We start from the raw sequence: 17,796 nt of genomic DNA on the forward strand, positions 1-17,796 counted from the left end.
GATAACCGTGAAAAATACCATTGCAGCCATCCTTGCCATGGCAAGCTTCAGCCTTGCCACCCCTGCCTTTGCAGGCAACCTCTCAGACCCCGTGGTCACACCCGAGGTGATCGCCGAGGACACCATAGAAAACGCCTCGTCGGACAATATCCAAGGGCTGATCGCCATGCTGACGGTTGTGTTGATCATCGTCGGCAAAGGGGCCTGACCCGGCACAAAGATGACACCCTGAACAGACACAACCCCGCCAGATCGCTCTGACGGGGTTGCGATGATGTTTTACAAGCGCCGATGCTTAATGGGCTGTCGCCCCCGCGCCATCGCCGCTTTTCAACGCGGCTTCGGCGGCGGCGGCTTCTTCGGCCTCCTCGTCCCATTCCACCGGCTCCGGCTTGCGCACCAGCGCCAGTTTCAGAACGTCGCGCACGTGATCGACGGGGATGATATCCAGCCCCTCTTTCACGTTGTCGGGAATCTCGACAAGGTCCTTCTCGTTCTCACGCGGGATGAGAACGGTCTTGATCCCGCCGCGCAGCGCCGCCAACAGCTTTTCTTTCAAGCCGCCAATGGCAAGCGCGTTGCCGCGCAATGTGACCTCGCCCGTCATGGCAATGTCCTTGCGTACGGGAATCCCGGTCAGGACCGACACGATCGAGGTGACCATCGCCAAACCGGCGCTCGGCCCGTCCTTGGGTGTGGCCCCCTCGGGGACGTGCACGTGGATATCCCACTTCTCGAACTTCGGCGGCTTCACCCCAATCTCCGGGCTGATCGACCGCACATAGCTTGAAGCGGCATCGATGCTTTCCTTCATCACGTCGCCAAGCGTACCGGTGGTCTTCATCCGGCCCTTGCCCGGCAGGCGCACCGCCTCGATGTTCAAAAGCTCACCGCCGACCGAAGTATAGGCAAGGCCGGTCACGACACCCACCTGGTCCTTCTCTTCGGCAAGGCCATACTTGAACTTCTTGACCCCAAGGAAATCACCAAGGTTCTCCGGCGTCACCTCGATGGACTCGGCCTCTTTCTTGATGATCTTGGTCACCGCTTTCCGCGCCACCTTGGCCAATTCACGCTCAAGGTTCCGCACACCGGCCTCACGCGTGTAATGCCGGATGATATCGGTCAGCGCCTCGTCGGTCAGCGCGAATTCGCCCTTCTTCAGACCATGGTTCTTGATCTGCTTGGGCAGCAGGTGCTGCTTGGCGATCTCGCGCTTTTCGTCCTCGGTGTAGCCCGCCAGCGGAATGATCTCCATCCGGTCCAGAAGCGGCCCCGGCATGTTGTAGGAGTTCGCCGTGGTCAGGAACATCACGTCGCTCAGATCGTATTCCACTTCCAAATAGTGGTCTACGAATGTCGCATTCTGCTCGGGGTCCAGAACCTCAAGCATCGCCGACGCCGGATCGCCCCGGAAATCCTGCCCCATCTTGTCGATCTCATCGAGCAGGATCAGCGGATTGGTCGTCTTGGCCTTCTTCAACGCCTGAATGATCTTACCGGGCATCGACCCGATGTAAGTCCGGCGGTGACCACGGATTTCGCTCTCGTCACGCACGCCACCAAGGCTGATGCGGATGAACTCACGCCCCGTCGAGCGCGCAACACTCTCCCCGAGCGAGGTTTTCCCCACACCCGGCGGGCCGACAAGGCACATGATCGGCCCTTTCAGCTTCTTCGAGCGTTGCTGCACCGCCAGATATTCGACGATCCGTTCCTTGACCTTCTCAAGGCCATAGTGATCGGTATCGAGGATCTTCTCTGCGCGGCTCAGATCCTTCTTCACGCGGGATTTCTTGCCCCACGGGATGGACAGCATCCAATCCAGATAGTTGCGCACCACGGTCGCCTCGGCGCTCATCGGGCTCATGTTCTTGAGCTTCTTCAGCTCGCCTTCGGCCTTTTCGCGGGCTTCCTTGGAAAGCTTGGTCTCGGCAATGCGATTCTCAAGCTCGGCAATTTCGCCTTCGCCCTCTTCGCCGTCGCCCAGTTCCTTCTGAATGGCCTTCATCTGCTCATTCAAGTAATACTCGCGCTGCGTGCGCTCCATCTGGCTCTTGACGCGCGTCTTGATCTTTTTCTCGACCTGCAAAACGCTCATCTCGCCCTGCATCAGGCCGTAAACCTTCTCCAGACGCTCGCTCACGCTCAGCGTTTCCAGCAGGTCCTGCTTTTGCTCCACCTCGATGCCCAGATGCCCGGCCACCAGATCGGCCAGCTTGGCGGGCTCCTCGGATTCACTGACCGCGGCCAAGGCTTCTTCGGGGATGTTCTTTTTCACCTTGGCATAGCGCTCGAATTCGTCGCTGACGGTGCGCAACAGCGCGTCAATCGTCGCCTGATCGCCCGGCATCTCGGTCAGGTATTCGGCGCGCGCCTCGAAATAATTGTCGTTTTCAAGGTATTCGGTGATCCGCACCCGCGCCACACCCTCGACCAGCACCTTCACGGTGCCATCGGGCAGTTTCAGCAGTTGCAGCACATTGGCCAACACACCGCTGTCGTAAATTCCATCGCTCGCAGGATCATCCTCGCTGGCGTCGATCTGACTGCTCAGCAGGATGTGCTTGTCGTCCTGCATCACCTCTTCCAGTGCCCGGACCGATTTTTCACGGCCCACGAACAGCGGCACGATCATGTGGGGAAAAACCACGATATCGCGCAGCGGCAGCACGGGGTAAGATGCGTTGAGAGGCTCTTGCATGCTCGTTTCCTTCGTTCTTGGCAGGTGATCCGGGCCCCTGTCACAGGCAGCCGCGCCCACCTCCGCGTTTCCTGGGTGTTAACTTGGGGCGCACCTGCCCCCGTTTCAACCAATTGCCGCACAGTTTGCCCGCGCGCGTAAGCAGTCACAAGACCTCATTGCCCCGCATTCGCGTCAATTTCCGCAAAGCGCCGCACCGCAAGACTTTTTATTGAAGACCCGGTGATTGGTCCGGGTGTCTGAATTATCAAAGCCGCTCAATATCTCCGGCCTCGCGCCCCTTGTGGAACGCGGTCTCCCACTCGGCAAAGCGGCCCTCGGCAATGGCCTGCCGCATCCCGTCCATGATCTGCTGATAGTAATGCAGATTGTGCCACGTCAGCAGCATGGAACTGATGATCTCCTGGGACCGGAACACATGATGCAGATAAGCGCGTGAATAGTTCCGGCAGGCCGGACAGGTGCAGTCCTCGTCCAAAGGCCGCGGGTCGTCCTGATGGCGGGCGTTCTTGATGTTCAACTGCCCATGCCGGGTGAACACCTGCCCGGTACGCCCCGATCGCGACGGCAACACGCAATCCATCATGTCCACGCCACGTTTCACGGCGCCGACAATATCGTCAGGCTTGCCCACGCCCATCAAATACCGCGGCTTGTCTTGCGGCAGGTAGCCCGGCGCATAATCCAACACGCCGAACATCGCCTCCTGCCCCTCGCCCACGGCCAGACCGCCGATGGCATAACCGTCAAATCCGATCTCTTTCAGCGCCTGCGCCGATTCCTCGCGCAGCTCTTGGTTCACGCCCCCCTGCATGATGCCAAAGAGCGCATGACCGGGCCGGTCGCCGAAGGCTTCCTTCGACCGCGCCGCCCACCGCATCGACAGGCGCATCGCGCGGGCCACTTCCTCATCCGTGGCGGGAAGCGCCGGGCACTCATCGAAACACATCACGATGTCACTGCCCAACAGCCGCTGAATCTCCATCGACCGCTCGGGCGTCAACGCGTGCTTGGACCCGTCGATATGGCTCTTGAAGGTCACCCCCTCTTCGGTGAGCTTACGAAGCCCCGCAAGGCTCATCACCTGAAACCCGCCGCTGTCGGTCAGGATGGGCCGCTCCCAGTTCATGAACCTGTGCAACCCGCCCAAACGGTCGATCCGCTCCGCCGTCGGCCGCAGCATCAAATGATAGGTATTGCCCAGCAGGATATCGGCCCCGGTGTCCCGGACCGACTCGGGCATCATCGCCTTGACCGTCGCCGCCGTGCCCACCGGCATGAAGGCCGGTGTGCGCACCTCGCCCCGCGGGGTCGAAATCACGCCGGTCCGGGCCGCCCCATCGGTGGCCTTGAGTTCGAAGCCGAATAATGCTGTCATCAGAGCCTCATATGCTGGTTTCGCCCATATCGGGCAAATCACGCCCCATGACAAGAAGGCTGACCCATGAGTGATACCGTACCCCCCGCCGAACCCCTGCAATTCGGATGGGAGGAATGGATCAGCTTACCGGATCTGGGCGTACCCGCCCTGCGCGCCAAGGTCGATACCGGCGCGCGTACCTCGGCGCTGCATGCCTTTGACATCGAAACCTTCGGGCCAAGCTCCAAACCCAAGGTGCGGTTCACCGTCCACCCCATTCCCGGGCGTGACGATCTGGTGATCCCCTGCTCGGCCCCGATCATCGACCGGCGCGAGGTGGCCTCGTCCAACGGCGAAAAAGAACTGCGCTACGTGATCGAAAGCACGCTATCGGTGAACGGCGACGCATGGCCCATCGAGATCACGCTGACCAATCGCTCCTCCATGACATCGCGGATGCTGCTTGGCCGTCAGGCCCTCAAAGATCATATCTCGATTCAGGCCACCGATCGCTTCCTGCAACCCGAACTCAGTTACGATGTCTACCACACCACCCGAATGCGCGAGGTACAGCCCAACCGCGCCCTGCGCATCGCCGTCCTGTCGCGTGAGGATAACTATTCCACCCGCCGCCTCGTGGAAGAAGGCGAAAAACGTGGCCATTCCGTCGAAGTCATCAACACCACCCGCTGTTACATGGCGATCAACGCTATGGCCCCCGAGGTGCATTACGATGGCAAGCGCCTGCCGCGCTTCGACGCCATCATTCCACGGATCGGGGCCTCGATCACCCCCTACGGCACGGCCATCATCCGGCAGTTCGAAACCATCGGCACCTATTGCGTGAACGGCAGCGACGGCATCTCGGCCAGCCGGGACAAGCTCTATGCCCATCAGATCATGGCTCGCGCCAAGATCGGCATGCCCAACACCGCCTTCGCCGCCTCCCCCAAGGATACCGGCAACCTCATCGGTCTCGTGGGCACCGCACCCCTGATCGTCAAACTTCTCGAATCCACCCAAGGCAAAGGCGTGGTGCTGGCCGAAACCAAGAAGGCCGCCGAATCCGTGATCGACGCCTTCCGGGGCCTCAAGGCCAACTTCCTCGTGCAGGATTTCGTCAAGGAAGCCGCCGGTGAGGATATCCGCTGCCTCGTGATCGGCGGCAAGGTAGTGGCCTCGATGAAACGCACCGGCGCCGATGGAGATTTCCGCTCCAACCTGCACCGGGGCGGATCGGCCAAATCCGTGCGCATCAACAAGGAAGAACGCGAAACCGCGATCCGCGCCGCTAAGGCCTTCAATCTCAACATGGCCGGGGTCGATCTCCTGCGCTCCGAGGCCGGGCCGAAAGTGCTCGAAGTGAATTCTTCCCCCGGCTTCGAAGGCATCGAGAATTCCACCGGCAAGAACATCGTCGGCAAGCTCTATGACCAGATCGAAAGCCGCGTCCGCCCGGCCCCGGTCCGCCGCCGCAAGACCGCCCCGGCCAAGGCGAAATCCAAACAGTGATCCGCCGGTTTCGTACGAGTCGTACGGCAGCAAGCGGATAAGCCGTGATTTTCGTACGAAACTCGGTTTTTTTCGTACGACTCGTACGATGCCATGCACCACTGGACGAAGCGGATCATAAATCTTATATGTTCTGTCAGGATAACCGCAGGAACCTACCATGACGCACAGCCCCGAACCCCTCGAAGGCACCCCCCTGATCGCGCCCTCCAGCACCGAGCACCCGCTCTACGATCAACTGGTCGAGGCTTGCCGTACGGTCTATGACCCTGAAATTCCAGTGAATATTTACGATCTGGGCCTGATCTACACGATCGAGATTTCCGAGGATAATGCCGTGCGCGTGATCATGACATTGACGGCACCGGGCTGTCCCGTGGCCGGCGAAATGCCCGGATGGGTGGCCGAGGCGATCGAACCCGTCGCAGGCGTCAAGCAGGTCGATGTCGAACTCGTCTGGGATCCACCCTGGGGCATGGACATGATGAGCGACGAAGCCCGCCTTGAGCTGGGCTTTATGTAAACCATTCAATAGGTTGGAGGCCAAACCTCATGTTCGGAATTCCCGGCAAGCAAGCGGTCAGCATGACCCCTGCCGCCGCCAGCCAGATCGCGAAACTGATGGACAAGGACGGCCATCAGGGTCTGCGCATTGGCGTCAAGAAAGGCGGCTGTGCGGGCATGGAATACACCATGGAGTATGTCACCGAGGTCGACCCACATGATGAAGTGGTCGAACAGGATGGCGCAAGGGTGATGATCGCCCCCATGGCGCAAATGTTCCTGTTCGGAACCGAGATCGACTTTCAGACATCCTTGTTGGAGTCGGGGTTTGTCTTCAACAATCCCAATGTCTCCGAGGCCTGTGGCTGCGGTGAGTCCATCAAGTTCGAAGGCATGTAAAAGCCCGCCTCAAGGCACTGAATAAAAACAATAAAACGGGACAGATCACGCATGACACGCAAACTTGCCGCGGGCAACTGGAAGATGAACGGTACCCGCGCCGCCTTGGAAGACCTCAACGCCATCATCGCCGCACACAGCGACCCAAGCGTCGATATCCTGATCTGCCCGCCTGCCACCCTGCTCATGCAAGCCGCCGCGTTAACCGCCGATAAACCACTAGATATTGGGGCGCAGGACTGCCATCCTGCGGCCTCCGGCGCGCATACCGGCGACACCTCGGCCCCCATGGTGGCCGACGCGGGGGGCACAGCGGTCATCGTCGGCCATTCCGAGCGCCGCGAGAATCATAATGAAAACAATACTTTGGTGCAGTCCAAAGCGCAGGCTGCCCATGATGCGGGCCTGATCGCCGTGATTTGCATTGGCGAAACTCTCGATGAACGCGAAGCGGGTCAAACCCTTGATATCATTGCCAAACAGCTCAGCGGCTCGATTCCTGACGGGGCCACGCCATATAACACTGTCATTGCCTACGAACCCGTCTGGGCCATCGGAACCGGCAAGGTCGCCACGCTAGAGCAAATCGCCGAAGTTCATGATTTCATTCGAAAATCCCTGATCGATCGTTTCGGCGCCGCAGCACAAGACATGCGCATTCTCTACGGCGGCTCGGTCAAGCCGGGCAATGCCGCAGACATCTTCGGTGTCTCCAATGTCGATGGGGCCCTTGTCGGTGGCGCGAGCCTTAAGCAGAGCGATTTTACACCTATTATCAATGCGTTGGAAGCGACAGTTTAACCACTGTCAAAGCGGCAGCATGGTGGTGGATTTGATCTCTTCCATCGAGAGAAGGGCCGTCACGTTATGCACCTTCACCTCTGAAATCAACGCCTGATAGAATATGTCGTAGGCCCGCGCATTGGCCACTCGCACCTTCAGGATATAATCGATATCCCCCGCCAAGCGATGCGCCTCCTGCACTTCGGGCCGGTCCCGCAAGGCTTGCAAGAAGGCACCCTGCCATTCGGCATCATGCTCTGACGTGCGGATCAAGACGAAAAAACAGGCCTCGAACCCCAGCGCCTCGGCATCCAGCAGGAAGGTCTGCTGCTTGATGATTCCCCCTTCGCGCATCTTGCGAATCCGGTTCCAGACAGGTGTCTTGGAACTGCCCACGACCTTGGCGATTTCATCCAGCGACTGCCCACCATCGCGTTGCAGCTGCACAAGAATTTTCCGATCCAGTTCATCAAGACGGACAGCCATTCCCGTTTTTCCTTTTTTCCGGAACACGCCCCAAAACTCAAACTCGATATGGAACGTGTGTTCTTAATTCGACGGCCATATAGCCATTTGACGGGAATAAATTCTATATTGGGCCGAGTGTCAAACAGATCACGAGGCAACGGCCATGAAACATTTTCCGATCTTTCTTGCCGTCGAAGGGCGTCGCATCGTCCTGTCCGGCGGCGGTGAGGCCGCGCTTGCCAAGCTGCGCCTGTTATTCAAGGCCGAAGCCCAGATCATCGTCTTCGCCCCCTCGCCTGCGCCCGAAATCACGAATTGGGCCGACGAAGGCCGCCTGACCCTGCACCGCCGCGCCATGGCGCCCGGTGACACGGCTGGGGCGGCGCTCTTCTATGCTGCCGACGAGGACGACGCGGAAGATGCCCGCACAGCCGCCATCGCCCGCGCCGATGGGGCTCTGGTCAATATTGTCGACAACCTTGGCGACAGCCAGTTCATCACACCCGCCATCGTCGATCGTGATCCTGTAACCGTGGCCATCGGCACCGAGGGCGCAGCCCCTGTCCTTGCACGCTCCATCAAGGCCGATCTGGAGGCGCGCCTGCCCGCCACGCTTGGCACCCTCGCGCGCCTCGGCAAGGCGTTCCGCAAAGCGGTCGAGGTTCTGCCCATGGGCCGTCGTCGCCGTGATTTCTGGGCCGATTACTACTTCAACGAAGGTCCCCGTGCCATGGATGAAGGCGGCGAGGAACAGGTGAACGGCACCCTGCAAACCCTTCTGAACAAATACGAAACCGCGCAAGATCGTGACGGTCACGTGGCCTTTGTCGGCGCCGGCCCCGGCGACCCCGAACTTCTCACGCTCAAGGCCCGCAAGGCGCTTGATGCCGCTGACGTGGTGATTCACGACCGGCTGGTCACGCCGGAAATCCTCGAACTCGCCCGCCGCGAAGCCACACTCATTAACGCGGGCAAGGAGGGGTTCGGCCCCTCCATGACGCAGGATGAGATCAACGCCCTGATCATCCAACACACCGCCACAGGCGCCCAGGTCGTCCGCCTCAAGGGGGGTGACCCCACGGTCTTTGGCCGCCTCGACGAAGAGATCGAGGCCGTCGAGGCCGCAGGCATCGCATGGCACATCGTCCCCGGCATCACTGCTGCCTCGGCCAGTGTCGCCAGCATCGGCCAAAGCCTGACGCAAAGGGGCCACAACGCCTCGGCCCGTATCCTGACGGGTCACGACATGAAGGGTTTTGCCGATCACGATTGGCAGTCCCTCGCCCGCCCGGGCGAGGTGGCGGCAATCTACATGGGCAAACGTGCCGCGCGCTTCATCCAGGGCCGCCTGATCATGCACGGCGCCGCGCGTAACACCCCCGTCACCGTGATCGAAAACGCCTCGCGCCCCGATCAACGGGTGCTGGCCACGACGCTCGACACCCTCGCGCAGGATCTGGACGCGGCCGATATCACCGGCCCCGCGCTAACCTTCTACGGCCTCCGCCCCCGCGCCGCCCAAGCGCAAATCCCCCAATCCCAGCAGGAGCTTGCCTGATATGCCCCGTGAGTTCACCCCCAAGGTCGTCACCGCCAATGCCCTGATCGAGGGCGATGTCGTCTATCAGACCGAAGATGATCAATGGACCCGCCACCTCTCCGAGGCCGAAGTCATCACCGATGAGGCCCACGCCCAGTTGCGGCAGATTCACGCCGAGGCCCAGACCGAGACCGTCGTCGGTGTCTACCTTGCCGATGTGGCCCCCGGTGCAGACGGCCCCACCCCCACCCACTTCCGCGAGGAATTCCGCCGTACCGGCCCCTCGAACTACCCCCATGGAAAACAGGCAGAGCTGACCGATGTATGATTATACCGAATTCGACGCCGCCTTCGTGGCCGAGCGCAACCGCCAATTCCGCGCACAGGTTGAGCGTCGCCTGTCCGGCACACTGACCGAGGATGAATTCAAGCCCCTGCGCCTGATGAACGGCCTTTACCTGCAACTGCATGCCTACATGCTGCGGGTGGCGATCCCCTATGGCACGCTTAACAGCGGCCAGATGCGCCAGCTCGCCTATCTGGCCGAGCGGTGGGACAAGGGCTATGGCCATTTCACCACCCGGCAAAACATCCAGTACAACTGGCCCTCGCTGCGCGATGTGCCTGACATGCTGGATTCCCTGGCCGAGGTGAACATGCACGCCATCCAGACAAGCGGCAACACCATCCGCAACGTCACGGCCGATCACTTCGCCGGCGCCGCCGCCGATGAACTGGCCGATCCGCGCCCGGTGGCCGAGCTGATCCGGCAATGGTCCACCGACCATCCCGAATTCCAGTTCCTGCCGCGCAAGTTCAAGATCGGCATCACCGGAAGCCCCAATGACCGCGCCGTGACCCGTGCCCATGACATCGGCCTCCAGATTGTCGAACAGAATGGCGAGTTGGGTTATCGCGTCATCGTGGGGGGCGGCCTTGGCCGGACGCCGATGATCGGCAAGGTGCTGAACGATTTCGTCACACAGGACGATCTGCTGCCTTATCTCGAGGCCGTGGTCAGCGTCTGGAACCTTCTGGGCCGTCGTGACAACAAGTATAAATCGCGCATCAAGATCACGGTGCACGAGCACGGGATCGACGATATCCGCGCCCGGGTCGATGAGCGTTTCGCGATGATCCGTCCCACGTTCACGGGCATCGACACGCAGCTTTTCGACGAGGTCAAAGCCGCCTTTGCCGCGCCCGCGTTCAAGGCGGCGCCAACCGCCCTGCACGAGACCGCCTATCAAAACGATCCGATCTATCGCGCATGGTGCGACACCAACCTTGCCGAGCATCATGCCCCCGGCTATGCCATCGTGCAAATCAGCCTCAAGGCCCATGGCGCCACCCCCGGCGACGCCACGGCCGACCAGATGCGCGTGATGGCCGACCTGGCCGAATTCTATGGCCACGATGAACTACGCATCAGTCACGAACAGAACGTGATCCTGCCGCATGTCCACAAGTCCGACCTGCCGGCAATCCATGACATCCTGAAACGCTATGGTCTGGCAACGGCAAACATCGGGCTGGTCTCGGATATCATCGCCTGCCCCGGCATGGATTACTGCGCCCTTGCCACGGCGCGGTCGATCCCCATTGCCCAGCAGATCGCGACCCGCTTTGACGAGTTGAAGCTGGAGCATGAGATCGGCGACCTGAAAATCAAGATCTCGGGCTGCATCAATGCCTGCGGGCACCATCACGTGGGGCACATCGGCATTCTCGGGCTCGACCGGGCCGGTGTGGAAAACTACCAGATCACCCTTGGCGGTGACCACACCGAGGCGGCCGAGATCGGGCAACGCACCGGCCCGGGGTTTTCGGCGGATGAGATCATCCCGGCGGTCGAACGTCTGGTCCACGCCTACTTGGCACATCGCGAGGGGCCGCAGGAACCCTTCCTGCAAACCTATCGCCGCCTTGGCATGGCCCCCTTCAAGGCCGCCCTTTATGACGAGGCACAGGCCTATGCCGCTGAATGAGCTGAGCCAAAGGGCTGCCACGCTCAATGCGCGGTATCGCCACCACTCGGCCACCTCCGTGCTGTCCCACGCCCTGCGGGATCCGGAGGCAGGCCAGCTTGCGCTTGTCTCCAGCTTCGGGGCCGAGTCGGTGGTGCTGCTGCACATGGTGGCCGTGGCCAAGCCCGATACGCCGGTGATCTTCATCGACACGCAGATGCTTTTCACCGAAACGCTGATCTACCAACAAGAGGTCAGTGAACGGCTGGGCCTGCGCGATGTTCGGGTGATCCGGGCCTCGGATAAGGTGCTTGAAACCACCGACCCGACACAGACGTTGCACCGACGCGATACCGACGCCTGTTGCGCGCTGCGCAAGACCGTCCCCTTGCAAGGCGCCTTGCAGGGCTTCGATGGCTGGATCACCGGGCGCAAACGCTTTCAGGGGGTGACGCGCGCCGCCCTCGATTTCTTCGAGGTCGAGGAAGGCACAAATCGCCTCAAGGTCAATCCGCTGGCCCATTGGACCCGTCAGGATATCCGCACCTACATGGAGGAAAACCGCCTGCCCAAGCATCCGTTGGTGGCGCAGGGCTACCCTTCCATCGGCTGCCAACCCTGTACCTCGCCGGTCGCCCCCGGCGATGACCCCCGCGCGGGCCGCTGGCCCGGACAAGAGAAAACCGAATGCGGCATCCATGTCGTGGATGGCAAAATGGTCCGCAAAGGAGTAAACGCATGACCTATATCGTCACCGACCAAGGCTTCCAATCCGACGATTGGACCGCCCCCATTACCGCCCTCGAAGATGCCCGCGAAGGCCATGGCATCGACCTGCCCAGCAGTGCCGACCCCAATGAACTGGCAGGGCGCTTGCGGAATACCCCCTTGATCCGCGTGGATTTTCCCAGCTTCGCCGATGGCCGCGGCTTCACCATCGCCCGGCATTTGCGCCTGATGGGCTTCAAGGGGCGCCTGCGGGCACGTGGCCATGTCATCGCCGATCAATACGCCATGGCGCGCCGCGCGGGCTTTGACGAGGTGGAAATCAGCGACGATCTCGCCACCCGCCAACCCGAGGACCAGTGGCTTTTCCGCGCCGATTGGCGCGCGCATGACTACCAAGCGCGCCTGCGCGGATAAACCGCCCTTCACCTGACCTAAATCAAAGATTACTCTGAGGTGTCGGTTTACCAGACCGGCAAGTGACACAATGAACGAGATCAGTAACGTGACCGAAGCCGCGGCCAAATCCGTACCCAAAGCCCCCGCCCTGCCCGATGCGCAGACCGTGACACAGGTCAAGCATTGGACGGACCGCCTGTTTTCCTTCCGCGTGACGCGGCCTGCTTCGCTGCGCTTCCGCTCGGGCGAGTTCGTGATGATCGGCCTGATGCAGACCGATGAGAAAACCGGCAAGCAAAAACCGCTCCTGCGCGCCTATTCCATTGCCTCCCCCTCGTGGGACGAGGAGCTGGAGTTCTACTCGATCAAGGTGCAGGACGGTCCGCTCACGTCGCGGCTGCAACATATCGAACCCGGCGATCAGATCATCCTGCGGCCCAAGCCCGTGGGCACCTTGGTGCATGACGCGCTTTTGCCCGGCAAGCGCATCTGGTTCTTTGCCACCGGCACCGGCTTTGCACCCTTCGCCTCGCTCCTGCGTGATCCGCAAACCTACGAGGATTACGACGAGGTGATCATCACCCACACCTGCCGCGAGGTGGGCGAACTGGAGTATGGCGCGCAATTGATCGAGGACATCCGCAACGATGAGATGCTTGCGGAATTGATCGGCGAAGGCTTCCATGAAAAGCTGCGCTACTACCCCACCACCACCCGCGAGGAGAGCCCCAAGATGGGCCGCATCACCGACCTGATGCGCAAGGGCGAGGTATTCGAGGATCTGGGGGTCGAGCCGCTCAAGCCTGAAACAGACCGCGCCATGGTCTGCGGCAACCTCGCCTTCAACCTTGAAATTAAGGACATGCTCGAAGACTACGGGTTGCGCGAAGGGGCCAACTCGGACCCTAAGGAATATGTCGTGGAAAAAGCCTTCCTCGACTGATTCACAGGGCATCAGGACATGAAAAAACCCGCGCCGGATTTCGGCGCGGGTTTTCTTTTTGCTCGTTAAAGCCCCAGCTTACATACCGAGTGCTTCGCGTGCCTTTTCAAGCGCCGACTTGAGAAGATCGGGGTTTTCCTGCGCTTTCTCAAGCGAGCCTTTCAACAGCGTCTTCTGCATGTCGCCCAAGTCGGAGTTGTCGATCATCTCCGACACCTTGGACATGTCAAAGCCATCCACGGTCAGCGCGTCGGCCACGCCATCGGTGCTTTCTGCCGCCGCATCCGTTGCCGCGTCGTTCGCCGCATCGGTCATTTCGTCCGTGGCATTGTCGACAGCTTCCCCTGTGGCGTCTGCGCCTTCGCTCATGGTGTCGGCGGCGGCATCAGCAGCGCCGTCTACCGTCTCTTCCGTTGCCTCTGCGGCATCGGCGGCTGTATCGGCAGCCTCGTCCATGGTGCTCTCGGCGGCTTCTTCGGTCGCCTCTGCGGCGTCGCTGGCAGTATCAGCCGCATCCGATGCGGTGTCCGTTGCGGCATCCGTGGCCGACTCGACCGCTTCCTCTGTGGCGTCCACCGCATCCTCGGCCATATCCGTAGCGGTATCTGCCGCATCCGAAGCCGCATCCGTCACCGTGTCAGCGGCGTCAGAGGCTGCATCCGCAGTTGCCTCGGCAGCATCGTCCGCCGCCTCGGTCGCGGTATCCACCGCATCACTTGCCGCGTCTGCCGCGGCATCGGCGGCTTCGCCAGCCTCGCTTGCCGCGTCCTCAACCGCATCGGCCACGGAATCCGCTGCGCCCTCTGCGGCTTCGCCTGCCGCGTCAGCCGCATCTTCCAGAGCCTCGGGCGCTTCCACGCCTTCTCCGGTCACGCTCTCGGTCATCTCTTGCACGGATTTTCCGGTGAACAGCATGTAACCGCCCACCAGCACCACCGCAGCAAGAACAATCCACAACAGGTTTCGCATAATCGTAATTCCCTTGTCAGATAGGCTTTCAATCCTCTGAAGCCCTGTTTCATATGGCATCACAGATGCCGCCCCGAAAGGAAAGGCGCAAGGGGGAATACGGGCTGTTTCGGCTCAGATCAGCCGATTTTGCAGCTTGAAACACTGTTCTGCCGCGGTTACTTTTCAACTTCAACGTTTTACAACCATCGAAGGAACGAAGCCATAGCCCGCAGACCTCACAACGCGCCTCCCACGCGCGACACTGGCCCCCGCGTCAACGATAAAATCCGTGCTCCTGAAATCCGGCTCATCGGGGCCGACGGCGACAACGTCGGTGTTGTCTCGCCGGACCGGGCAATGGACATGGCCGAGGCGGCCGGGTTGGATTTGGTTGAGATATCACCGAATGCCAATCCGCCGGTCTGCAAGATCATGGATTACGGCAAATATAAGTACGAACAGCAAAAACGCGAGTCCGAGGCCCGCAAGAAACAGAAGGTCATCGAGGTGAAGGAGGTGAAATTCCGCCCCAACACCGATACGCATGACTATGACGTGAAAATGCGTAACGTTCTGAAATTCCTCGAAAAAGGCGACAAGGTGAAGGTCACCCTGCGGTTCCGTGGACGCGAGATGGCGCACCAGGACCTGGGGCGTGAATTGCTCAATCGCGTGGCCGAGGATGTCAAGGAAGTCGGCAAGGTCGAAAACATGCCCAAGATGGAAGGCCGCCAGATGATCATGATCATCGGCCCGGTCGCCAAGTAAGGCAAAGCGTACAGATCGTACAAAATTTTCCGAGTTTTGTGCAATAATCCGGGCATGCCGGCCCCGACATGTGCAAACTGTACAGAAGCCGCCCCTGCAAACCCGCGCAGGGGCGGCTTTTCATTTCTCGAACAAAAGGACGTCGCCAATGTGGGAAGAACGATTCCAGACCCCTGACTATGTCTTTGGCACCGAACCCGCCACGTTCCTGACGGACCATGCCGAGTATCTGGCGCCCGAGGGGACCACGGCCCTGTCGGTGGCCGATGGCGAAGGGCGCAATTCGGTCTTCATGGCCGAACAGGGGCTTGAGGTGACCGCACTGGAATATGCCCCGTCGGCCATTGCCAAGGCACGCAAGCTGGCCAAGGCACAGGGGGTTACGCTGGATTTTCGAGAGGTCGATGTTCTGGCACACGACTGGCCCGATACTTATGACATCGTGGCCGGAATCTTCATCCAGTTCGTCGGCCCCGAGGCGCGCCCGGCCATGTTCGAGGGCATGAAGCAAAGCGTCAAACCCGGCGGGTTGATCCTCCTGCACGGCTATACACCGAAACAGATCGAATACGGCACAGGTGGTCCACCCTGCGCCGAGAACATGTATACCGAGGACATGCTGCGCGAGGCGTTCGATGGCTGGGAGATATTGGAATGCCGCGCCTATGAGCGGCACATCGAAGAGGGTGAAGGCCACAAAGGGCAGTCGGCCCTGATTGATCTGGTGGCGCGCAAGCCAACGTGATGCTGATGTAACGGACCAACAACAGACGAAGGCGCTATACCTGTGGAGTGGCTGCTATGCGGACAAATCCGACATAGGAAGACCTGAAGGGAAGGTCCGATCCGCAAACCATTGAAGCCACTTTCATCGCCATTGTCTTAGAGGGTGCTGTGATGCACTTCCCAACCGGTCACCCACACCGCACAAAGTTTGGATTTGCAAAACCACTAGGCTTTGCTAAGCTCATAATACGAAGTTGTTTGTGGGGATTATCACAATGCGCGCACTATTGGCAGCCGCAGCACTAGCACTCTTCGGGTCGAGTGCCGGGGCGGCGGTTATTGATTCATCCGACGGTTTGATCGATTCAGACACGGGCCTTGAGTGGCTCGATGTTACAGTCAACGAGAACTTGTCCTATAACACCATGATTGGCTCAAACCTCAATGGCTACGGGAGCCAAGGCTATCGATACGCCACAGTCTTTGAGGTTGGTACGCTTTTTGAGAACGCGGGGGCCATTCTACCGGCACTGGGCGCCACTCAAACTGACCCGGCGGACTTTGCCGTCGGTGACCTTCTGATCAGCTACCTTGGCTCAAATTCTAATTATTCTTCCTACTCTTACATTCAAGCTGTCACTGGAACCAATGCGCCCAATGGTGGTCAGTACGCCCCATGGATCCGAGGTACCGCCACGTCGGGTTCAATCACGCTCTCCTTCGGCGAATATCAACCGAGTGATTCATTTGCTGGCTCTACTGTCGGGCATTGGCTCGTTCGTGAAACCACCGTTGTCCCACTCCCCGCCTCGCTGCCTTTGCTTTTGGCGGGGCTGGGCGGACTGGGCCTCGTGGCGCGTCGGCGCGCACGTTCGGCGTAATAAGACCCGCACCTGACCAATACTAACTGTAATGGCAGCGCATGGAGGCATTGCGGACAATCTGGTGTTGCGCAGCATTCGGTAGATTGGGCTCTCACCCGTCATTCGCTGCATGCGAACCTAATGGCCGCTGCTGGGACGCGGTCGGGGTATGGCTGGGGCTTATCACAACTTACCCAAGTTTCGCCTTCTGCGCCGTTGGCGTGACGCCGTAAGCCCCTTTATAGACACGGGTGAAATGCCCCGTGGCCTCGAACCCGCAAGCACAGGCGATTTCGGTCACCGACATTTCGGTTTGCAACAGCAGGTGCCGCGCCCGTTCAAGCCGCAATTCCATAAAGTATTTCTTGGGCGAGGTATTGAGGTAGCGGCCAAAGAGCCGCTCCAATTGCCGGGTGGAAATGCCGATGTCTTCGGCAATGATCGAGGGCGAAATCGGGTCTTCGATATGGTCCTGCATCCGCGCGATGGCCTTGGTCAGATGCGGGTTGCGCATCCCGTTGCGCGATTGCAGCGATACGCGCTGTTCCGCCGTGGCCTCGCGCACCGCCGTATAAACCATCTGGTCGGCCACGGCGACGGCCAGATCGCGGCCATGATCACGCTCGATCAAATGCAGCATCAGGTCGGCGGTGGCCGAGCCACCCGAGGCCGTGATGTTCTTTTCGTCCGCCACAAAGACATTCCGCACCAGCGGAATTTCCGGGAACTCCTCCATGAAACTGTCATGGTAATCCCAGTGGATGGCGCATTTCTGTCCATTCAGAAACCCGGCCTTGGCAAGGATATATGCCCCCGAACACAGCGCGCCGATATTGGTGCCACGGGTGCGCTCACGGCGCAGCATCGCCAGAAGCGCAGGCGTGATCCGATTGCGCATTTGCAGCCCTGACAGGACAAACAGCCGGTCACAGCGCGGCAGGTTGTCCAATCCGTGATCGACCAATGTCACGGTCGCGTTCGATGCCCGCACGCTTTGCCCATCCTCGGCCCCGAGCGAAAAGGTATAAAGCTCTTCTCCCCGGATATGGTTGGCAATGCGCAATGGCTCGACCGCATTGGAAAAGGCCAGATGCGCGAAATCCTCAACGAGAATGAAGATGAAATGCTGGGTCTTTGTCATGCGGTGCATTTTTCCCGATTTACAAATTGTATGCAATATGTA

19 protein-coding genes are annotated in these 17,796 nt (G+C 60.2%); 14 read left to right on the top strand and 5 right to left on the bottom strand.

Features of this window, described 5'->3' with window-relative positions; all coding sequences use genetic code 11:
* Positions 1-7: 7 nt before the first annotated feature.
* The gene (locus FDP25_RS00480; protein WP_154148228.1) at positions 8-208 is read left to right on the top strand and encodes a hypothetical protein; all 201 of its coding nucleotides are present in this window, start codon (positions 8-10) and stop codon (positions 206-208) included.
* An 87-nt stretch (positions 209-295) separates the two neighbouring features.
* Here the strand turns inward: FDP25_RS00480 and lon are convergent, their stop codons facing one another.
* Entirely contained in the window at positions 296-2,704 is a 2,409-nt protein-coding gene (gene lon, locus FDP25_RS00485) for an endopeptidase La (protein WP_154148229.1), read from the bottom strand.
* A 247-nt stretch (positions 2,705-2,951) separates the two neighbouring features.
* Positions 2,952-4,082 carry a tRNA guanosine(34) transglycosylase Tgt gene (gene tgt, locus FDP25_RS00490; protein WP_154148230.1) on the bottom strand — a complete coding sequence of 377 codons (1,131 nt, stop codon included), beginning with the start codon at positions 4,080-4,082 and terminating at the stop codon, positions 2,952-2,954.
* A gap of 66 nt (positions 4,083-4,148) precedes the next feature.
* Here tgt and rimK point away from each other — a divergent pair, with 66 nt between their 5' ends.
* The 4 genes from rimK to tpiA all read left to right on the top strand — a co-directional run bounded on the left by rimK (position 4,149) and on the right by tpiA (position 7,280).
* Positions 4,149-5,576 (top strand): 30S ribosomal protein S6--L-glutamate ligase, encoded by a 1,428-nt coding sequence (gene rimK / locus FDP25_RS00495; protein WP_154148231.1) that lies wholly within the window; start codon positions 4,149-4,151, stop codon positions 5,574-5,576.
* A gap of 160 nt (positions 5,577-5,736) precedes the next feature.
* Positions 5,737-6,099 carry an SUF system Fe-S cluster assembly protein gene (locus FDP25_RS00500; protein WP_154148232.1) on the top strand — a complete coding sequence of 121 codons (363 nt, stop codon included), beginning with the start codon at positions 5,737-5,739 and terminating at the stop codon, positions 6,097-6,099.
* A 29-nt stretch (positions 6,100-6,128) separates the two neighbouring features.
* A complete protein-coding gene (locus tag FDP25_RS00505; RefSeq protein WP_154148233.1) occupies positions 6,129-6,479 on the top strand; it encodes a HesB/IscA family protein in 351 nt (116 codons plus the stop codon).
* A 51-nt stretch (positions 6,480-6,530) separates the two neighbouring features.
* On the top strand, positions 6,531-7,280 hold the full coding sequence (gene tpiA / locus FDP25_RS00510; RefSeq protein ID WP_154148234.1) for a triose-phosphate isomerase: 750 nt from the start codon (positions 6,531-6,533) through the stop codon (positions 7,278-7,280).
* A 6-nt stretch (positions 7,281-7,286) separates the two neighbouring features.
* Here the strand turns inward: tpiA and FDP25_RS00515 are convergent, their stop codons facing one another.
* Positions 7,287-7,748, bottom strand: a complete 462-nt coding sequence (locus FDP25_RS00515) for an Lrp/AsnC family transcriptional regulator (RefSeq protein ID WP_154148235.1) — start codon at positions 7,746-7,748, stop codon at positions 7,287-7,289.
* 145 nt (positions 7,749-7,893) lie between these two features.
* Here FDP25_RS00515 and cysG point away from each other — a divergent pair, with 145 nt between their 5' ends.
* The 6 genes from cysG to FDP25_RS00545 all read left to right on the top strand — a co-directional run bounded on the left by cysG (position 7,894) and on the right by FDP25_RS00545 (position 13,305).
* Positions 7,894-9,288 carry a siroheme synthase CysG gene (gene cysG, locus FDP25_RS00520; protein WP_154148236.1) on the top strand — a complete coding sequence of 465 codons (1,395 nt, stop codon included), beginning with the start codon at positions 7,894-7,896 and terminating at the stop codon, positions 9,286-9,288.
* A gap of 1 nt (position 9,289) precedes the next feature.
* Positions 9,290-9,598 carry a DUF2849 domain-containing protein gene (locus FDP25_RS00525; protein WP_154148237.1) on the top strand — a complete coding sequence of 103 codons (309 nt, stop codon included), beginning with the start codon at positions 9,290-9,292 and terminating at the stop codon, positions 9,596-9,598.
* Positions 9,591-11,258 carry a nitrite/sulfite reductase gene (locus tag FDP25_RS00530; RefSeq protein ID WP_154148238.1) on the top strand — a complete coding sequence of 556 codons (1,668 nt, stop codon included), beginning with the start codon at positions 9,591-9,593 and terminating at the stop codon, positions 11,256-11,258. Before FDP25_RS00525 ends, FDP25_RS00530 begins: the two co-directional genes overlap by 8 nt.
* Complete coding sequence (locus FDP25_RS00535; RefSeq protein ID WP_154148239.1) at positions 11,245-11,979, top strand: phosphoadenylyl-sulfate reductase; 735 nt, start codon at positions 11,245-11,247, stop codon at positions 11,977-11,979. Before FDP25_RS00530 ends, FDP25_RS00535 begins: the two co-directional genes overlap by 14 nt.
* On the top strand, positions 11,976-12,380 hold the full coding sequence (locus tag FDP25_RS00540; RefSeq protein WP_154148240.1) for a DUF934 domain-containing protein: 405 nt from the start codon (positions 11,976-11,978) through the stop codon (positions 12,378-12,380). Before FDP25_RS00535 ends, FDP25_RS00540 begins: the two co-directional genes overlap by 4 nt.
* A 70-nt stretch (positions 12,381-12,450) precedes the next feature.
* Positions 12,451-13,305: a ferredoxin--NADP reductase gene (locus FDP25_RS00545; RefSeq protein ID WP_154148241.1), complete on the top strand. Its 855-nt coding sequence runs from the start codon at positions 12,451-12,453 to the stop codon at positions 13,303-13,305.
* Between the two features lie 78 nt (positions 13,306-13,383).
* Here FDP25_RS00545 and FDP25_RS00550 read toward each other — a convergent pair whose 3' ends face one another.
* Positions 13,384-14,274 (bottom strand): translation initiation factor 3, encoded by an 891-nt coding sequence (locus FDP25_RS00550; protein WP_154148242.1) that lies wholly within the window; start codon positions 14,272-14,274, stop codon positions 13,384-13,386.
* A gap of 129 nt (positions 14,275-14,403) precedes the next feature.
* On the opposite strand from FDP25_RS00550, the gene infC reads away from it, so the two are divergent.
* The 3 genes from infC to FDP25_RS00565 all read left to right on the top strand — a co-directional run bounded on the left by infC (position 14,404) and on the right by FDP25_RS00565 (position 16,631).
* Positions 14,404-15,024 carry a translation initiation factor IF-3 gene (infC, locus tag FDP25_RS00555; protein WP_425500495.1) on the top strand — a complete coding sequence of 207 codons (621 nt, stop codon included), beginning with the start codon at positions 14,404-14,406 and terminating at the stop codon, positions 15,022-15,024.
* Positions 15,025-15,172: 148 nt separating this feature from the next.
* Positions 15,173-15,769, top strand: coding sequence for an SAM-dependent methyltransferase (locus FDP25_RS00560; RefSeq protein ID WP_154148243.1), 597 nt, complete (start codon positions 15,173-15,175; stop codon positions 15,767-15,769).
* Between the two features lie 256 nt (positions 15,770-16,025).
* On the top strand, positions 16,026-16,631 hold the full coding sequence (locus FDP25_RS00565; protein WP_154148244.1) for a VPLPA-CTERM sorting domain-containing protein: 606 nt from the start codon (positions 16,026-16,028) through the stop codon (positions 16,629-16,631).
* A gap of 172 nt (positions 16,632-16,803) precedes the next feature.
* Here FDP25_RS00565 and FDP25_RS00570 read toward each other — a convergent pair whose 3' ends face one another.
* Positions 16,804-17,754, bottom strand: a complete 951-nt coding sequence (locus FDP25_RS00570; RefSeq protein WP_154148245.1) for a GlxA family transcriptional regulator — start codon at positions 17,752-17,754, stop codon at positions 16,804-16,806.
* Positions 17,755-17,796 lie beyond the last annotated feature (42 nt).

Source organism: Roseovarius bejariae, from assembly GCF_009669325.1.
Taxonomy (GTDB): domain Bacteria; phylum Pseudomonadota; class Alphaproteobacteria; order Rhodobacterales; family Rhodobacteraceae; genus Roseovarius; species Roseovarius bejariae.

Coding starts and splice junctions, on each gene's coding strand:
- lon (WP_154148229.1), bottom strand. CDS start 2,704: ATGCAAGAGCCTCTCAACGCATCTTACCCCGTGCTGCCGCTGCGCGAT.
- tgt (WP_154148230.1), bottom strand. CDS start 4,082: ATGACAGCATTATTCGGCTTCGAACTCAAGGCCACCGATGGGGCGGCC.
- rimK (WP_154148231.1), top strand. CDS start 4,149: ATGAGTGATACCGTACCCCCCGCCGAACCCCTGCAATTCGGATGGGAG.
- FDP25_RS00500 (WP_154148232.1), top strand. CDS start 5,737: ATGACGCACAGCCCCGAACCCCTCGAAGGCACCCCCCTGATCGCGCCC.
- FDP25_RS00505 (WP_154148233.1), top strand. CDS start 6,129: ATGTTCGGAATTCCCGGCAAGCAAGCGGTCAGCATGACCCCTGCCGCC.
- tpiA (WP_154148234.1), top strand. CDS start 6,531: ATGACACGCAAACTTGCCGCGGGCAACTGGAAGATGAACGGTACCCGC.
- FDP25_RS00515 (WP_154148235.1), bottom strand. CDS start 7,748: ATGGCTGTCCGTCTTGATGAACTGGATCGGAAAATTCTTGTGCAGCTG.
- cysG (WP_154148236.1), top strand. CDS start 7,894: ATGAAACATTTTCCGATCTTTCTTGCCGTCGAAGGGCGTCGCATCGTC.
- FDP25_RS00525 (WP_154148237.1), top strand. CDS start 9,290: ATGCCCCGTGAGTTCACCCCCAAGGTCGTCACCGCCAATGCCCTGATC.
- FDP25_RS00530 (WP_154148238.1), top strand. CDS start 9,591: ATGTATGATTATACCGAATTCGACGCCGCCTTCGTGGCCGAGCGCAAC.
- FDP25_RS00535 (WP_154148239.1), top strand. CDS start 11,245: ATGCCGCTGAATGAGCTGAGCCAAAGGGCTGCCACGCTCAATGCGCGG.
- FDP25_RS00540 (WP_154148240.1), top strand. CDS start 11,976: ATGACCTATATCGTCACCGACCAAGGCTTCCAATCCGACGATTGGACC.
- FDP25_RS00545 (WP_154148241.1), top strand. CDS start 12,451: ATGAACGAGATCAGTAACGTGACCGAAGCCGCGGCCAAATCCGTACCC.
- FDP25_RS00550 (WP_154148242.1), bottom strand. CDS start 14,274: ATGCGAAACCTGTTGTGGATTGTTCTTGCTGCGGTGGTGCTGGTGGGC.
- FDP25_RS00560 (WP_154148243.1), top strand. CDS start 15,173: ATGTGGGAAGAACGATTCCAGACCCCTGACTATGTCTTTGGCACCGAA.
- FDP25_RS00565 (WP_154148244.1), top strand. CDS start 16,026: ATGCGCGCACTATTGGCAGCCGCAGCACTAGCACTCTTCGGGTCGAGT.
- FDP25_RS00570 (WP_154148245.1), bottom strand. CDS start 17,754: ATGACAAAGACCCAGCATTTCATCTTCATTCTCGTTGAGGATTTCGCG.